Source organism: Enterocloster bolteae, from assembly GCF_002234575.2.
Classification (GTDB): domain Bacteria; phylum Bacillota; class Clostridia; order Lachnospirales; family Lachnospiraceae; genus Enterocloster; species Enterocloster bolteae.
On the sequence record NZ_CP022464.2, the window covers coordinates 4,404,742 to 4,420,728 of the forward strand.

At 51.7% G+C, this 15,987-nt stretch carries 14 protein-coding genes; 4 read left to right on the forward strand and 10 right to left on the reverse strand.

The genetic code is table 11. The annotated features are described in order from the left end of the window. Nucleotides 1–9: 9 nt before the first annotated feature. The 6 genes from CGC65_RS20355 to CGC65_RS20380 all read right to left on the reverse strand — a co-directional run bounded on the left by CGC65_RS20355 (nucleotide 10) and on the right by CGC65_RS20380 (nucleotide 6,767). Nucleotides 10–2,331, reverse strand: coding sequence for a xanthine dehydrogenase family protein molybdopterin-binding subunit (locus CGC65_RS20355; protein ID WP_002565238.1), 2,322 nt, complete (start codon nucleotides 2,329–2,331; stop codon nucleotides 10–12). 16 nt (nucleotides 2,332–2,347) lie between these two features. Continuing rightward, on the reverse strand, nucleotides 2,348–2,959 hold the full coding sequence (locus tag CGC65_RS20360; protein ID WP_002565239.1) for a (2Fe-2S)-binding protein: 612 nt from the start codon (nucleotides 2,957–2,959) through the stop codon (nucleotides 2,348–2,350). 240 nt (nucleotides 2,960–3,199) lie between these two features. Further along, complete coding sequence (locus tag CGC65_RS20365; protein ID WP_002565240.1) at nucleotides 3,200–3,868, reverse strand: TetR/AcrR family transcriptional regulator; 669 nt, start codon at nucleotides 3,866–3,868, stop codon at nucleotides 3,200–3,202. A gap of 20 nt (nucleotides 3,869–3,888) precedes the next feature. Continuing rightward, nucleotides 3,889–5,061, reverse strand: a complete 1,173-nt coding sequence (locus CGC65_RS20370; protein ID WP_080548718.1) for a histidine phosphatase family protein — start codon at nucleotides 5,059–5,061, stop codon at nucleotides 3,889–3,891. Between the two features lie 202 nt (nucleotides 5,062–5,263). After that, complete coding sequence (locus CGC65_RS20375) at nucleotides 5,264–5,884, reverse strand: nucleotidyltransferase family protein (protein ID WP_002565242.1); 621 nt, start codon at nucleotides 5,882–5,884, stop codon at nucleotides 5,264–5,266. Between the two features lie 169 nt (nucleotides 5,885–6,053). Further along, entirely contained in the window at nucleotides 6,054–6,767 is a 714-nt protein-coding gene (locus CGC65_RS20380) for a Crp/Fnr family transcriptional regulator (RefSeq protein WP_002565243.1), read from the reverse strand. A gap of 233 nt (nucleotides 6,768–7,000) precedes the next feature. On the opposite strand from CGC65_RS20380, the gene CGC65_RS20385 reads away from it, so the two are divergent. The 3 genes from CGC65_RS20385 to CGC65_RS20400 all read left to right on the forward strand — a co-directional run bounded on the left by CGC65_RS20385 (nucleotide 7,001) and on the right by CGC65_RS20400 (nucleotide 9,835). Further along, nucleotides 7,001–7,888: a TylF/MycF/NovP-related O-methyltransferase gene (locus tag CGC65_RS20385; RefSeq protein WP_002565244.1), complete on the forward strand. Its 888-nt coding sequence runs from the start codon at nucleotides 7,001–7,003 to the stop codon at nucleotides 7,886–7,888. Between the two features lie 112 nt (nucleotides 7,889–8,000). Further along, nucleotides 8,001–8,888, forward strand: a complete 888-nt coding sequence (locus CGC65_RS20390; protein ID WP_002565245.1) for a TylF/MycF/NovP-related O-methyltransferase — start codon at nucleotides 8,001–8,003, stop codon at nucleotides 8,886–8,888. Nucleotides 8,889–9,304: 416 nt separating this feature from the next. Next, the gene (locus CGC65_RS20400) at nucleotides 9,305–9,835 is read left to right on the forward strand and encodes a hypothetical protein (RefSeq protein ID WP_002565246.1); all 531 of its coding nucleotides are present in this window, start codon (nucleotides 9,305–9,307) and stop codon (nucleotides 9,833–9,835) included. A gap of 99 nt (nucleotides 9,836–9,934) precedes the next feature. Here CGC65_RS20400 and CGC65_RS20405 read toward each other — a convergent pair whose 3' ends face one another. Together CGC65_RS20405 and CGC65_RS20410 are read right to left on the reverse strand one after the other, a co-directional pair. Further along, nucleotides 9,935–10,963, reverse strand: a complete 1,029-nt coding sequence (locus CGC65_RS20405; protein WP_002565247.1) for an immunity protein Imm33 domain-containing protein — start codon at nucleotides 10,961–10,963, stop codon at nucleotides 9,935–9,937. 175 nt (nucleotides 10,964–11,138) lie between these two features. After that, on the reverse strand, nucleotides 11,139–11,423 hold the full coding sequence (locus tag CGC65_RS20410; RefSeq protein ID WP_002565248.1) for a hypothetical protein: 285 nt from the start codon (nucleotides 11,421–11,423) through the stop codon (nucleotides 11,139–11,141). Between the two features lie 179 nt (nucleotides 11,424–11,602). On the opposite strand from CGC65_RS20410, the gene CGC65_RS20415 reads away from it, so the two are divergent. Beyond that, nucleotides 11,603–13,078 (forward strand): IS1182-like element ISClbo1 family transposase, encoded by a 1,476-nt coding sequence (locus CGC65_RS20415; RefSeq protein WP_007037661.1) that lies wholly within the window; start codon nucleotides 11,603–11,605, stop codon nucleotides 13,076–13,078. 55 nt (nucleotides 13,079–13,133) lie between these two features. Here CGC65_RS20415 and CGC65_RS20420 read toward each other — a convergent pair whose 3' ends face one another. Further along, nucleotides 13,134–15,497, reverse strand: coding sequence for a xanthine dehydrogenase family protein molybdopterin-binding subunit (locus tag CGC65_RS20420; protein WP_002569573.1), 2,364 nt, complete (start codon nucleotides 15,495–15,497; stop codon nucleotides 13,134–13,136). Beyond that, the gene (locus CGC65_RS20425; protein WP_002569574.1) at nucleotides 15,490–15,981 is read right to left on the reverse strand and encodes a (2Fe-2S)-binding protein; all 492 of its coding nucleotides are present in this window, start codon (nucleotides 15,979–15,981) and stop codon (nucleotides 15,490–15,492) included. Before CGC65_RS20425 ends, CGC65_RS20420 begins: the two co-directional genes overlap by 8 nt. Nucleotides 15,982–15,987 lie beyond the last annotated feature (6 nt).

Genomic DNA, 15,987 nt, shown 5'->3' on the forward strand with positions numbered 1-15,987 from the left:
CCTCCCCTCTTATGCTTTGCCTAACGCCTTAAGTATAACTGCCGGAGTTGCCGGGTAATCCTTGATGTCCACGCCGATTGCGTTGGAAATGGCCATCAGCACCGCGCTGGCTCCTGCCGCACCGGAAATCTCGCCAATTCCCAGGGCCTTAAACATGAAGGAATCTATCTGGGATTCCATGATATAGGCGTCATATGGCGGGAATTCATTGAACGTTCTCCACTTATAATCTATCAGGCTGGAGGTTAAAAGCCTTCCTGTGGACGGATCCAGGATACACTCCTCAAATATGGCTGTATCAATACAGGCGGATCCAAATCCTCCGTGCAGCTGCATCTCCACTGCCTTGGAATCAATAATCTGTCCGATGTCCGTGCCTCCGGCCACCTTCACCAGCTTGGTATTGCCGGTTTCCAGGTCCACCTCCGCCTCCACGAATATGGCCATACAGCTGGGGATATTAAACATCTCCATGTGCTTTCCATATCCCACAATGCTCAGTTCCTTGGGGGCCAGCTTGAACATGGGCACTACCAGCTGCGGGTTATCCCGCACATAGACCATAAAGTCCTTTGTGTCCAGCTGGTCAACGGAGCGCTTAAAGTAAAGGGCGCCCAGCTCCAGGGCTTTTTTCTTTGCCTCCATGGCTGCCAGGGATACTGCCTTGCCTGTGGTGATGGTGCCTCTGGAACCGCAGAGACCGTAGTTGGACGGGTTGAACTTGGAGCCCGGCTCCGTGATGGATACCTTTTCCACCGGCACATTGAGGACCTCGGCCACAATCTTGCACGCGTTGCTTCTGGTACCCATGCCGGATTCCGTGATGTCACACTCAATGATGGCCGTGGACGCCCTGCGGCTGCCCACCAAATCCGGAACAATTCTTACAATGGCCTCTGTGTTGTCCTCGCTGATATCAGCATTTCCGATGACGCCCATGCCCACACCCCTTGCCTTGGTTCCGTTTACACATGTGGGCACGTTCCAGCCCTTCCATTTACCGGCCCATCCAAAGCGGTCCGCCGCGTTCTGCATGGCTTCCGGGAAGAACAGGGAGGAGCGGCTCTGCCACCACCGCCCGTCACGCCAGATAAACCGGTCGCCGGGAGCAATATAATTTTTCTTAAACACGTCCAGAGGATCGAAATTGCCCTTCTTCATCACGGCGCACATCAGGCGCTCCAGACAGCTGTTAAGCTCCTGCCCGCCGTAGCCGCGGACAATGCCTGCCGCCTGTTTGTTGGTCACTGCGATGTGGCTGTCCATATACCAGTTGGGACATTTGGCGCATACCAGCTGCGCCTCTCCCAGTCCCACGCCCACCTGGCCCTGTATGGAGTCCGCAATGGCTCCCGTGTCCACCAGCCAGTCGCCTTCCACAGCCTTTACATAGCCTTCCTTGTCCATTCCCACCTTTGCGGTGATGGTGCTGCCCAGACGTACCTCGTAGGCCATAAGCTGCTCTGCCTTTGTGAGCACAATCTTTACCGGCTGCTTGGTGACAAGGGACAGCATGGCGGCGGAGAGCACCGTTGTCATAAGGGACTGCTTGTTGCCGTAGCTTCCTCCCACGTTAAAGGTCTTTACGCTCAGGTTGGAATTGGGAATCCTTCCCTCGCCCATGAGCTTAAGAATATGGGAGCTCTGGGATGATGCCCATATGGTATACTCATTGCCGCCCTCATATTTGGCGATGCAGGACGGGGTTTCCGGGGCCAGAGGAGAGGGCATCTTGTCAAAGGCCACCTTGTCCTCCGCCACATAGGCTGCTTCCTCAAATCCCTTCTCCACATCCCCGCGGATAATCTGCCACCAGGGACCGTCCGGCTGGAAATACTTGATTCCGTTGTCAACGTGATTGCCCTTAAACCTGGAATATATCTCCACTGCCCCTTCCTTCAGGGCGTCCTCAGCCGTATACACGGCTTCCAGCTGTTCATATTCCACATCAATCAGGTCTATGGCCTCCTCTGCACTCTCCACTGTATCGGCTGCAATCAGAGCCACCAGATCCCCTACATAGTAAACCTTGTCTTCCATCAAAAGCCTGTGTACAGGAAGGCCCAGTCCCCACTGCTCCGGCATGTTCTTGTGGGTGATGACAGCCCGTACGCCCGGCAGGGCTTCTGCCCTGGATGTGTCTATGGAAAGGATTCTGGCATGAGGATAAGGGCTTCTTTTGGTCTTTCCGTACAGCATGTGGGGCACTGAAAAATCGTCCAGGAAAATTGCCTTTCCTGTTACAATGTCCTTTGCGTCTTTTCTGGGTGTGTACTTGCCCACATGACGGTAATTGGGCTGTTTGATATCGCGGTATTCAAGCTTGCTCATTCTTCAAACCCTCCTTCTAATCCAATGAATGGTCGCTGTTTGTACCATTTGCATAGGGACTTAAGAACAGTTCCTGGCGTACCGGGATGGGATTTTCCACATCATCATTGGCCCGGTGCATCACAGCCAGGTGGTCCTCCTCATTCCCCGCCACCCTGTTAATGGCCCGCAGCACCGTATAATGGCTGATGCAGCGGCAGTAATTGCCCGACATGGCTTCCTTAATCTCATCTCCCGTGGGATGGGGATTTTCCAGCAGAAGCGCCTTGGCCGCCATGATGATTCCCGGGGTACAGTAACCGCACTGAAATGCATACTCGTCAATAAAAGCCTGCTGAAGGGGATCTAACCCCTTCTCAGGGTCCTCCAGCCCTTCTATGGTAACAATGTCCTTTCCATCGCAATCCACGGTCAGCAGCATACAGGACGTGACCCCTTTTCCGTCCATGAGCACGGTGCAGCACCCGCAGGCTCCTTCACTGCATGACTCCTTGGAGCCTGTGAGCTGGAGCCTCTTTCGCAGGGTCTGGGATAGTGTCTCTGAGGGGGGAACCTGTCCGAATCCGTCCCCGATTGAGAAACGATATTCCCTCCCGTTTACCGTCAGAGTAACATATTGTTTCTTCATAACGTTTCCTTGCCTCCTTATCTGGATTAAGTTAATGGGATATATTTGTTAAGATTATGCTAATCTAGGTCGGTCGTTTGATTTATTTTTATCACAATGTGATACATTTGTCAATGATATATAAATATCAATTTATTTATTTGTATATTTTTACAGATTTAAACGACAAATAACCCTTTGGATTTGTGCAACTTGCACTCCAAAGGGTTATTCTCATTTGTGTATATCGTCTAAATACGATTATTGGGCCGGATAAGGCGGAAACAGCTCAGGCTTCATCAGCCGCTGGACAATAGCCAGACAATTTCCCTTTATCTCCTCCCGTATCCAGAGGGGCACAGACTCCCCCTCCAGCGGTTTTGGAATCAGATCCTCTATGAATCCCCGGTGTTCCCCAAAGGATATGATGGATCCGTTGATATGTCTGCTGGCTATAATGGCCTGGGACTGGGAAACAGGGGCCACGGTCTGAATCAGCTCAGCCATCACCCGTTCCTGCCGGTCAAAGGCAGCGGCTGACAAAGGCCTCATATCCCCGGGGCCATTGTTCTCCCAGTATATCAGGGCAAGGGTGGTCTTATACTGTGGGGCAAAGGCCACCTCAATCTGAAGATCTATGAGCTTTTCAAGGAATTCATATGCCTTCTGCGGAGTCATTGCATCCTGTTTAAAGGTCCCCTCAATCTCCATATACGAGGCCGCATAATATCCCTTTACCTTTTCCAGCATATATTCCAGGCAGGCTACGTACAGCCTCTCCTTGTTGGAATAATGAAAGGCAATGGCTGACAGGTTCACCTCTGCCTCCGAAGCAATCATTCTGGTGGATGTGGCTGCATATCCGTACTGCGAAAAAAGCTTAATGCCGGCTTTTATCAGCTTTGTCTTAGTTGAATTATTTCCTTCCATGTGACTTCATCTCCTTATGCTCAGCCGGCAGCCCATTCCCGTATCCGCGCCTTCCTGTCCACAGATGCCTGGGGACTGGTGCCGAAGGCATCTGCCGCCTCCAGGCTTCCCATGGCCGATTCCAGACAATGCCTGACTGCCTGAGCCTGATTATATTGAAGTCTATGGTTCTCCCTGGCCTGGGGGGTGGTGCACTTGGGCGCGCTCTGACGGAAACGCTCATCAATATCCACCATTCTGTCCTCAAGCGTCATCTTATCCGCCAGAAACAAAAGGGTTCTCTCCGTCAGCCCTGACTCTTCCCCGCCTTCCAGCCGGTGATGGCACTGAATGATTCCTGCCATCACCGGGTATCCCTCCATCCGCAGGATTCTGGCTCCTGCCCTTGCGTGGTCCGGCTTCAGACGCGCGATATCGTGAAGCAGCCCGGCTGTCCTCAAAAGCTCAGGATCTATGTCATACCCCAGACGTTTAAGCCTTACAGCCCACTGGTGTGCCAGTCTTGCCACTGCTGCCTCATGAAGCCGTATATGCTCAGGGACGCTATAGCGGTCCGACAGCCTGCGGCAGATGCCGTGGTCAGGATAGAGAAGGGGCTTTACACCGGTCTGCTCATAGAATCCTCTGAACCCGCCGTCATCGTCTGCCAGAATCCGGCTGATTCCTCCATATGGCTGGGGAACTTCCAGTACGCGGTTGATATCCCACCCAAGAATACCGCACATCAGCCCCCGGCTCACACCGCAGTGGGTCACCACCGCCACATCCCCCCGGGTATTCCCAAGAATGCGGTCCAGGGCATCCTGAAGCCGCTCTGCGCCCCGGGCAAAGGATTCCCCTCCCGGAGGCGGGACCGTGCCGATGGAACGTCCCCTCTCTTCATAGAGCTGCGGATACCGGCTGCGGATTTCAGTGAATTCCATGTTCTCCCATTCACCTGCATCCAGCTCCACCAGTCCCTCTTCCACATGCACTCTCTGCTGCTCTCCTGCAATATACTCCGCGGTTTCCATACACCTGGACAGAGGACTGGAATAAACAGCTTCCACACAGCGGCTCTTAAACCAGGAAGCCAGTTCCATGCTCTCCTTCCTCCCTCTGATACTCAGTGCGAGATTCGTATGTCCAAGACATCTGCTCACATGCCCGGTCCGTTCCGGTTCCCCGTGCCTTATAAGGTATATCGTCCTCATATGCCACCTCATTTCGATGCATCGCCGATACTAAATAGGTCGTCCGACCTAGTTCTGTGTTTCCAGTGTAGCACAGATGCATTTAAATTACAATATAAGGCAGCCAGAAAGGCCATATTCTTCAATTATCGTTATTTAATCTCATAAACAACGTTGATTTGAGTATATCACATATGGCGGATGGCTGTAAATATAAAGCGCCTCAATGCATCTTACATTTTCTTTGACTTGATTCCTGCCTGCAGACCCACCTGAGCAGTTCCCTGTACTCTTCCCTGGTGTCCACATCCAGGTAAATACTCTCATTTCCGGCCTCCAGGTCCTCTACAGGCACGCCTGAGGCTTCAATGGCCCCCTTAAGTCCCTGGTCCCCGGTATAGGTGCAGATGCGTCTGGCAATCTCCCCTTCCATGCATATGGGATGCCCCGGTTCGCCGTCATGGACCGTCCGCACAATCTGCCCGGGAGCTTCCATCACCTGCTTAATGATATCATCCGTTATGGCGGGAAGGTCCATGGGCATGACCAGGATCCGCTCACACCCTTCCAGTGCCGCCTGTATACCCAGCTTTACGGAATCAAACATCTGTGTATGGCGGTATCTGGTGTTTCTGACAAAACAGGCGCCTGTGCCCTTTAAATGATCCTCCAGTTCTTCCGCCCTGTAACCGGTAACCACGAGCACCGGGTCTGCCCCCAGCCGCCTGAGCATGGACGTGACGTGAAATGCTATGGTAGTGTCCCCAAACGGCAGCAGAGGTTTGAAATCCCCCATGCGCGAGGACAGTCCTGCCGCTGCCAGGACAGCTCCTGTTTTCTTCATGCTTCCCGCCCCTTTCCTGTAAAAGACCGTCTTAAAAGGCTGCCTTACAGGTATTATATCCGGCCGGAGTGCGGGATTCCAGTAGTGCAGGATACACCCTGTACATGTGCAACAAAGAAAAACACGGAAGCAGATTTTACTCCGGTTCCGTGTTTTTCTTTCATTATTCCTACTGGCACATCCTCTCCTGGTGCCGTTTCAGTTTCTCCAGGCTGCGGATGCAGTAATATCCGTTAATCTGTTCTATCAGCGCCATCTCCTTTAAATCCTTGATGGCCCTGACCGCCGTTACCCGGTTAATTCCCAGCAGATTTGACAGGAGCTGCTGGCTTATCTTTTCTTTGATAAGTATTTTCCCGTCATAGGGAACCCCGTAGTGCTCTGCAAATATAAGCAGCAGATCGCAAATCTTCCAGCCGGCGTTGTGGAAATTGGTATGGCGCACCTGCTCCATGGCTGACAGGAATTTGGTGGAGAGGGACTCCATAATATCCATGGAGAGCTGCGGGTCATGGGCAATGCCCTTTAACAGCATCTCCTTGGTGATACACACTAATTCAGACGGCTGCACGGTCTTGAAATTCACAGCTGATTCCTGGTCAAAGAGAAGGTTTCCTTCCAACAAAACAGAATTGCTCTCATTGAAATTATAAATACGCTCCTCGCCCGTAACCGTTGTCTCAAACGCAGCCACACGCCCGGTCTTGACTATGTAGCAGTAGTTGGGCTTTGTACCTGCCTGCACCAGCATATGGTTCTTTGGAAATACCTTTCTCTGTCCCAGCTTTTCCAGACGCGATATTCCCCTGGGCAGATATAGAAGACGTGATACAAAATTAGCATGCGGCATCTGTACTGCGGTATTACACTCCTGACCTACCATATAACCACCCTCTCTTTTATGGATTTTCACCATATGAATCCCCAAAAACGCCTGTTTCCTTCAACAAAATTATAACACTGTTAGTATTTTAACAACTAGTAGCCTATGCTACATTATATCAAATTTTCACATGTGATGTAAGTGTCATATATATTGCAGCAGTAACTTTCCACAGATAATCATTTCGTGATACAATGAATCACGTAATTAAATCATAGGAGGATTGGAATTATATGGAAACTGTCATCATACTGGGAGCTGGCCAGTTTGGCCGCGGAGCTGCCAGACTGCTGAATCAGGAAAACATGGCCCTTCTGGCGTTTGGGGATAATAACCCTGCCCTGCACCAGCTGACCGAATCAGAGCGGACAGAGAAAGGATTTCCAGCCAATGTCCCGGTTTTGCCGGTAGATGAAGCCCTTTCACTGAAACCTGATTATATCATTACCGGAGTGACGGACCCGCTGCGTTCCGGCCAGCTTAAGGATCAGGCCCTGGAATTGGGATACGAAGGCAGATTTCTGATGCTGAGCCAGCTTTACCGGTATTTTGACATACGAAACGCCACCCTGAAACGGCTGGCTGAGCGGATTCATGGACAGGGCCTGCAGGAAAGCATAGCAGAACTGGGCGTTTTTAAGGGCGACACGGCCTGGAAGCTCAACGCCCTGTTTCCGCAGCAAAGGCTTTATTTATTCGATACATTCCAGGGATTTGACCCACGGGATATAAAAGAAGAAAAAAGTAAGGGATGTTCCTTTGCCAGGGAAGGTGAATTCTCTGACACCAGCGAACAGGCCGTGCTGGGGCGGCTCCCCTTTCCGGGACAGGCCGTCATACGCAGGGGATATTTTCCGGATACAGCGGCAGGACTGGAACAGGAGCGCTTTTGTCTGGTAAGCCTGGATGCCGACCTGTACGCCCCCATTCTGTCCGGTCTTATATTTTTCTACCCCCGCCTTGTACCCGGAGGCATGATTCTGCTCCACGATTACAACAATGAGCGGTTCCGCGGAGCCAGACAGGCTGTGGAGGAATTTGAAAAACAATACGGCCGCCTGTGTCTCGTTCCCTTATGCGACCTTCATGGAAGCGCGGTGATTGTAAAGCCTTGTGATTAGCAGGCAACAATTGTAATCTGACATCACATGTGACCTGGGCTACTTGTGTCTGTTAAATTTATGACCTACAATATCTGCAGACAGTATGATAGGGTGATAAGGGGGAGAATCCATGAAGACAGTTGTTATTCTGAGCACCGACAATCTTGGTATGACTGTGGCAGATATGCTGAATCCGCGTGAAATGAAACTGGTCGGTATGGGAGATACCAGACAGGAAACCTGGAATGTATTTTCAGACCTGGAAAAAGGGGAACTGAAGGAAGAAATAGAGGGAATGCCAATCATGCCGGCAGATCTGGCAGTGGCCCTTCAGCCGGATGTCCTGGTCATCGCGGCCACGGATTCCGAAAAAAGCCATGCCCTGGAATACATGGCCATCCGCGCAGGATTCCTGAACGACATTGTTTTCATCCGGGACCTGCATGAGCAGTTCTCCATCCGATGCAGCGTGCTGCGGCGTCTGTGCCGGCGGCTCACCGGGCTGGGGGTGGAGGGAAATGTGGCAGAGCTGGGCTGTTACCGGGGCGACACCTCCTGGCAGCTCAACGTGCTGATGCCGGACCGGAAACTGTATCTCTTTGACACCTTTGAGGGGTTCGATGAACGGGATGTTGACATGGAACGAAAGCTGGGATGCTCCGACGCTCAGACGGGCCTGTATTCCGGGACAGACAAGGAAAAGCTGATGGAGCGGATGCCCCTGCCCGGACAGGTTGTTATCCGGAAGGGCTGGTTTCCCGAAACCGCCTTTGACATTGAAGATGAAACATTTTGTCTGGTCTGCATGGACGCCTGCCTGTACCAGCCCACCCTGGCCGGCCTGGAATTTTTCTTTCCCCGCATGGGAAGAGGAGGCGTCATCCTCTTAAGCGGATGCAGCGGCACCCGGTACAGAGGCGTTGCAAAAGCAGTGGAGGACCTGGAAACCAGATACGGCGCCCTTCTTATGCTTCCGGTGGGAGACTTAGACGGCACAGTGATGATTGTACATCCGTAGGATGGGAAATCATAGAATAAAAATCAACTTATGGATTCCGGACATATGGAATCCGGAAACGGCAGCAGCCGCAGGCAAAAAAGCCCAATCCTTTACGTTCTTCCTATGGCGTGCTTTAAAATTGCTTTACATGGCACGTTCCGGCTTTCACCTGGCGGTTTTGAGGATGGAAAAGAGCGCATAACTGCCCGCCGCCAAAAAACGCATGCATCTGTATTGGGGAATACGCAGGCAGCGTACAGACAAGGAGGGATGGAAAAGGTAATTTTTTCGGGGCTGTAATCAAGCAGCCGGTACAGCGCTGTCGGCCTGTGCAGCCGCACACCGGTTATCCAACCCTGGTTGTAGAGAAATTGAATGGCGAATCTCCCAGGATACGCCATGCTTTGTATTAAAGACCAGAAAGGGCGTATTTTATGAACTTTTACAAAAATCATTTTGGTATGATTATATCTTCTGTTGTGGCTATCTGTATCTCCCTGATTATGGCCACATCGGCAATCTTTGTTGACAAACTCACGTTCACGCTGCCCCTGCTCATCAAGAACTGGGGCACGGCTTTCCTGGTGATATCATTGACCGGAATGGCCTTTCCTCTGACGGACTGGTCCTTTGCCCTTTGCAGGAAAATGGGACTCAGGCCCGAAACCCTGCCCCATGTACTTGTGGAAAACTTTGTGGCCACCCTGTTTTTTAACACCACGGCCACCATTGTCCTCACAGCAGTCAATGTGTTTCACAACCCGGAAATTGAGGCTGCCGTGGCAGCCGGTTTTCTGCCAAATACCCTGACCGCATTTGTGCAGGGCGTGCTTCACGACTGGCCCATCATGTTTATCATCAGCTATGTATTCGCATTTTTCGTGACAAAGGCAGCCATCAGGATTGCAAAGCAGGCTGTGGGTGAACTTAAATCCCCTCATTCACCCCAGAATCAGTTTCAATAAGGAATAACGGCCAAAAAGGACATCCCGCATCGTGACTGGTCCATGCGCGGATGCCCTTTTTCCTTTCATTTTTCCTCTGCGTTCCTTCTACCGTTCCTTCTACCGTTCCCTCTGCCACTCCCCTTTTGCATTCCTGCCAAAGGCACTGCCCTCCTTTGCCTCTGCATAGCCAAGGATGGTGGCATCCAGGTTGCATATATCATTTAGGGACCAGATGGTAAAGTTGTCCGGATTCCTGCTGTATTCATCGCTCTCATCCCCGGCAAAAAACCTCCATCCCGTATCCGCCCACTGTTCGCTGGGCCGGCTGTCCCTGTACATATATCCGATGGCCCTTCCCTCCTCAATCTGCTTTGAAACAATGCAGCCTCCATTATGGGGCAGAAGACTGACCCATTCCCGCTTTTCCGGCGCGTACCAGGCATTCCTGTACCAGGCTCCGCCCTCCTCCAGCAAGTGTAAGGCCAGCTTTCTATTCAGGTCCAGGAAGGAAAGCATGTCTTCCTCATCACCGCCCGGCACATCGTAGACAGCCCCGCAGATACAGCTGACCGCATAGTCCTTAAAGGTGTGGTAAAATACCTGGGCCTTGCGGACCTGATAGTCGGTCAGCTCATCAAATGTCTCCCTGTCTATGATGCCGCAGGCACAGGCCAGGCGTCCCAGTCCGATTCTCTCATTGATGTCCCATGCATAGAACCCCCGCTCCCCCACATAGGGACGGAACAGGGAGGCCCGCTTAAACCGGGTCTCAAACGCCCGTCTGCCCTTCTCCTCCAGCTCCTCCAGATCAAACAGCGGCGCATCGCACCAGAAGGTCATAAACTGCTCATACTCCCTGCCCGAGGTAAACTGCTCCATACAGACCTTTTCAAGGCTTTCCCTGTCATAGATACCATAGAGCCGGAACAGATGGGCCTTCAGCTCCTCTGACGCCGGTTCATCCCCACACCGGTAAAGGGTCCGGTACCCCATGTGGCACGGTATCCCCGGCGCCCTACGGCATGCGGCAATCCCGCTGAGCAGCAGGGTAAATGCATGCCTGTCCGTCTCTGCCGGGTCCGGCGCTTCCGGCATTCTCTGTATCTCCTCAACCAGATCCTTTACAGCCTGTGATACTCTGTCCATTCTTTTTCCTCCTGGTCCTTACTGCATGTTTAAAACTATCTGCTACCAGCATATTACAACTGTAATTTAAATGCAACCTTGATTCACATTCATTTTGATCCTGCGGCCAAACAAATACGGGCCTCCTGTTCCCGGAAGCCCGCATCATCCAAATCTTATCTCTATTCCCATTCAATCAGACACCCTGCCCCATGGCAGCCCTGCCTTCATACCTGCACTCCCCGGATATGCCCTGGTAATGGCAGGTGCTGCAATCCGTGACATACCCCACATACTTCTCAGTCTCAATATAAGCCCCGCACATGCCCTGATGGCGGGCGTATACCTGAAGGCACATATCAGCCACGAAATTACAGGCAGTGGCTTTGCCCCCGCAATACTTACAGACATAATCGCCGCAGGCCCTTTCCTCCGCTACCACGCCGTTCGGCAGGCGCATTTTCTTTAATTGACGGCCCATAATGGCAGCCTCCTTTCCATTTTGAAAGAAGGCGGCATGAAGCCGCCTTCCCAGACTGTAGACAAATTCCGAGGACAAGTGCCTCGGAATTTCTTCGCGATTGAGCCAGAAAAGTCAGCACTTACAAGACTTTGAGGCTCTTTTTTGGTATAATAGATGTATCAAATACAGGCGGTGAGATGCTTATGATGACACAGAATGCGGATAAAAAAAGAGAACAGATTCAGTTGTTTTGCATGGATGACATGGTTCCACAGGACCATCTGCTGCGGATCATCGACAAAGCAATCGACTGGTCCTTCATTTATGAACTGGTAGAAGATAAATACAGTCAGGACAACGGACGCCCCAGTATGGACCCCGTCATGCTGATCAAGATTCCTTTCATCCAATATCTTTATGGCATTAAAAGCATGCGCCAGACGGTAAAAGAGATTGAGGTAAATGTCGCCTATCGCTGGTTCCTCGGGTTGGATATGCTGGATAAAGTGCCACATTTTTCAACCTTTGGAAAGAACTATACGAGACGCTTTAAAGACACCGACCTGTTTGAACAGATATTCGCGCATATCCTTTCTGAATGCTACAAATTTAAGCTGGTAGACCCTAATGAAGTTTTTGTGGATGCCACCCATGTAAAAGCCAGAGCAAACAATAAAAAGATGCAGAAGCGTATTGCTCATGATGAGGCATTATTTTTTGAAGATCTGCTGAAACAGGAAATCAATGAAGACCGTGAAGCACACGGGAAACGTCCGCTGAAAGAAAAAGAGGATGACAACAATACACCATCCGGTGGAGCCGGCGGCAAAGAAGAAAAGACAGTGAAAGCAAGCACTTCTGATCCGGAAAGCGGATGGTTTCGCAAAGGAGAACATAAACATGTATTTGCTTATGCAGTACAGACCGCATGTGATAAGAATGGATGGATTCTCAGCTATAGCGTTCATCCCGGGAACAATCATGACAGCAGAACCTTCAAGTCTTTATATGACAAGATAAAAGGGATCGGAATAGAGACCCTGATAGCCGATGCAGGATATAAAACTCCCGGTATAGCAAAACTTTTGATCGATCAAGGAGTCAAACCGCTCCTACCATACAAACGCCCCCTGACAAAAGAGGGTTTCTTCAAGAAATACGAGTACGTTTATGATGAGTATTACGACTGCTATATCTGTCCCAACAATCAGGTGCTGACCTATCGAACAACCAACCGTGAGGGATATCGCGAGTACAAAAGCTGTGGAAGTGCCTGTGCAAGCTGTGCCTATCTTGCAAAATGTACCCAAAGCAAAGATCATGTAAAGACGGTTATGCGCCACATATGGGAACCTTACATGGAGATGTGTGAGGAGATCCGCCAAACCCTGGGTATGAAAGAATTATATTCACAAAGGAAAGAAACCATAGAACGAATCTTTGGAAGTGCAAAGGAGAATCATGGTTTTCGATATACACAGATGTTTGGAAAAGCCCGAATGGAAATGAAAGTCGGGCTTACATTTGCCTGCATGAATCTGAAAAAGCTGGCCAGGATGAAAGCGAAATGGGGAGCAGCCCATTTCACAAACTTTATTTTGAACGCAATTTGGTTAATAAAAGAAAACTGGCTTTGGGATACAAAGCCCAAAACCAGTTTGTCTACAGTCTGAGAAGGCGGCATGAAGCCGCCTTCCTGGTTTCATCTGATCATCCGCTGAACTGCCTTTATTTTGAATTCCTGTCATCCTTCATGCCGTGCAGCGCTCTCCAGATATGCTCCGGGTCCAGAGGCAGCTCTGTGAAGTACACGCCGGTTGCCATGTTGACCGCATTGGCAATGGCAGGCGCCACAGGTGCTGCGGAGCCCTCGCCAGCTTCCTTTGCGCCCAGAGGTCCTTCCTCGTCCGGTGTAAAGTCGTAAAAGGTGCGCATCTTCGGCATATCAAGGGCAGTGGGCAGCCGGTAATCGCGGAAGTTGGGATTGAGAATCTTTCCTTCCCTGGTTACATTGTGCTCATAGACAGCATAGCCCAGGCCCATGCCGATGGATCCCTCCAGCTGGCCTTCCACGGCCCTCTTATTCAGTGCGCGGCCGCAGTCATGGGCAAATACAAATTCATCAATATCCAGGACGCCGGTCTCCTCGTCCACAGTCAGATGGGCTGCTCCGGTGGAGAAGCTGTATGCAGGCGCGTAGTTGGTGGTATTGTTGCCGTTATACTGTGAATTGTCGGTACGGTGGTAATAGGATCCCACGCCAATCAGTTCATCGCCGCCCTTGACCGTCATATACTTGAACATGGCGTCTCCAATGGACATCTGATACTCTGCCTTCTCCTTGCTGATTACCTTTCCGTCCAGACACTCTAATGTCTCCGGCATCACCCCCCACATAGGCGCAATGACCTCAAACAGCTGGCGTTTTGCATCCACGGCAGCGCGGCGGGCCGCATTGCCGGCCAGGAAGGTAACACGGCTGCCGTAAGAGCCGGAGTCCCAGGGCGTCAGGAAGGTGTCGGACATAAAGGTCTTGACCATATCCATGGGAAGCCCCAGTTCCTCGGCCACAATGGCCGTCATAACCGTATCGGAACCCTGTCCTATGTCGTGGGAGCCGATGTACAGGGTGGCCATGCCCCGCTTGTTCATGCGCAGGGTCACGCACGCAGAGCTCTGGTTGGGCGCTTCCAGCACCGCGAATCCGGTGCCCGATACAAAGCCGGTGCCCGCAAAACCAATGCCCTCTCCCTTTTTCAGCTTATCCTTCTTCTCATACCAGCCAATTTCCTTTGCAGCCGTATCCAGTGTCTCCTTGTATGCGCAGCTGGTGATTGCCAGTCCGGCCGGAGCCACGTATCCGGGGTCTGCCGCGCTTATCTTGCGGAACTCAACCGGGTCAATGCCCATCTGGTCAGCCGCGAACTGCATGTTCAGGTCATGGGCAAAATGCACCTGGCATGCCGTATATCCTCTCATGGCTCCTGCAGAAGGGTTATTGGTATACACACGCCTTGCCAGGAAATCCACGGAATTCATCTTGTAAGGGAAGTTGGCCCACAATGTGGACTGGGCGCAGGCCGCAACACCGGACCCGCCGTAAGGCCCGCCGTCCAGCACATGGTAGCATTTCTTTGCCAGCAGCTTACCGTCTGTCCCAAAGGCAGTGTCAATATGCATGTAAATGGGGTGGCGGTTGCGCGTGGTCTGGAATACTTCTTCGCGGGACAGAATCATGCGTACCGGGCGTCCGGTCATCTCCGCCATCTTGGCAGCGCAAAGGCCAAAGGAATAGGAATCCAGCTTGCCGCCGAAACCGCCGCCCACAAGAGGCTTGATTACCCGCACCTGGTTCTCTCCAACGCCAAGGCAGCGGGCATACCAGAACTGGTCCACAAAGGACATCTGGGTGGACATCCAGATGGTGTAGGTCCCATTCCTGTAGGTAGCCACCGCACCGTGGGGCTCCATGGCCGCATGTACCATACGGTGGGTCTTGTAATCCCTGTGCTGCACATAGGATGCGCGGTCAAATTCCTCATCAATATCCGTGCCCGCCTTCATCACGGACTGCATGCCGATATTGTGTATGCCTTTGCCCTCCCAGTTTACCTCGGGGGCATTCTCCTCCATTGCCTCAAAGGGGTCAAACACCCCCGGAAGCACCTGGTACTCTACCTTAATCAGATCCGCGGCCCGCTGGGCGGTTTCCTCATCCACGGCTGCCACGGCTGCCACATCGTCACCAACCTGGCGCACCTTCTCAGAACACAATACTTCCTTGTCCGCGAACTCAGCTGCAAATTCTCCATTTCCCACCAGGGACTTCCACTCAAAGTCCCTGGCAGTGAGGATGCACTTTACACCTGGAAGCTTCTCTGCCTCGCTGGTGTCAATGGACAGGATTTTTGCAGATGCATAAGGGCTTCTGACCATTTTTCCGGTAAGCATATCCGGAAACATGATGTCACCCACATACTGGCCGTGTCCTGTTACCTTGTCTTCAGCGTCAATCCTGACATAATTGTTCTCGCCGGTCAGACGGTAAAATTCCGGTTTTTTAAAATAATGTTTGTCACAGTCTTTATGCATTCTTTGCTTCCTCCTCCCAGTTCATCTGCGCAGCGGCTGCCTGGATTGCCTCCACAATCTTTGCATAACCGGTGCAGCGGCACAGATTGCCCTCAATGGCTTCCCGGATTTCCAGTTCCGTAGGATGTTTATTCACATCCAGAAGAGCTTTGGCGGACATAATCATACCCGGAGTACAGTAGCCGCACTGCATGGCCCACTTCTCTATAAACTGCTTCTGAATGGGATGAAGCATCCCCTCCCTGGCAATTCCCTCCACGGTTATGATCTCATGGCCGTCGCACTCCACGGCCAGGGTACAGCAGGAGTTAACCGGCTTACCGTCAAGCATCACGGTACAGGCGCCACACTCCCCTTCCTCACACCCCTTTTTCGTGCCTGTCAGAAACAACTGGTCACGAAGAAAATCCAGAAGCGTCAGGTTATCCTTCACAATAGCATCAACCGGATCTCCGTTGATGATTAAACTTATACTATGTTTCATTCCTGT

Coding starts and splice junctions, on each gene's coding strand:
- CGC65_RS20355 (WP_002565238.1), bottom strand. CDS start 2,331: ATGAGCAAGCTTGAATACCGCGATATCAAACAGCCCAATTACCGTCAT.
- CGC65_RS20360 (WP_002565239.1), bottom strand. CDS start 2,959: ATGAAGAAACAATATGTTACTCTGACGGTAAACGGGAGGGAATATCGT.
- CGC65_RS20365 (WP_002565240.1), bottom strand. CDS start 3,868: ATGGAAGGAAATAATTCAACTAAGACAAAGCTGATAAAAGCCGGCATT.
- CGC65_RS20370 (WP_080548718.1), bottom strand. CDS start 5,061: ATGAGGACGATATACCTTATAAGGCACGGGGAACCGGAACGGACCGGG.
- CGC65_RS20375 (WP_002565242.1), bottom strand. CDS start 5,884: ATGAAGAAAACAGGAGCTGTCCTGGCAGCGGCAGGACTGTCCTCGCGC.
- CGC65_RS20380 (WP_002565243.1), bottom strand. CDS start 6,767: ATGGTAGGTCAGGAGTGTAATACCGCAGTACAGATGCCGCATGCTAAT.
- CGC65_RS20385 (WP_002565244.1), top strand. CDS start 7,001: ATGGAAACTGTCATCATACTGGGAGCTGGCCAGTTTGGCCGCGGAGCT.
- CGC65_RS20390 (WP_002565245.1), top strand. CDS start 8,001: ATGAAGACAGTTGTTATTCTGAGCACCGACAATCTTGGTATGACTGTG.
- CGC65_RS20400 (WP_002565246.1), top strand. CDS start 9,305: ATGAACTTTTACAAAAATCATTTTGGTATGATTATATCTTCTGTTGTG.
- CGC65_RS20405 (WP_002565247.1), bottom strand. CDS start 10,963: ATGGACAGAGTATCACAGGCTGTAAAGGATCTGGTTGAGGAGATACAG.
- CGC65_RS20410 (WP_002565248.1), bottom strand. CDS start 11,423: ATGGGCCGTCAATTAAAGAAAATGCGCCTGCCGAACGGCGTGGTAGCG.
- CGC65_RS20415 (WP_007037661.1), top strand. CDS start 11,603: ATGCTTATGATGACACAGAATGCGGATAAAAAAAGAGAACAGATTCAG.
- CGC65_RS20420 (WP_002569573.1), bottom strand. CDS start 15,497: ATGCATAAAGACTGTGACAAACATTATTTTAAAAAACCGGAATTTTAC.
- CGC65_RS20425 (WP_002569574.1), bottom strand. CDS start 15,981: ATGAAACATAGTATAAGTTTAATCATCAACGGAGATCCGGTTGATGCT.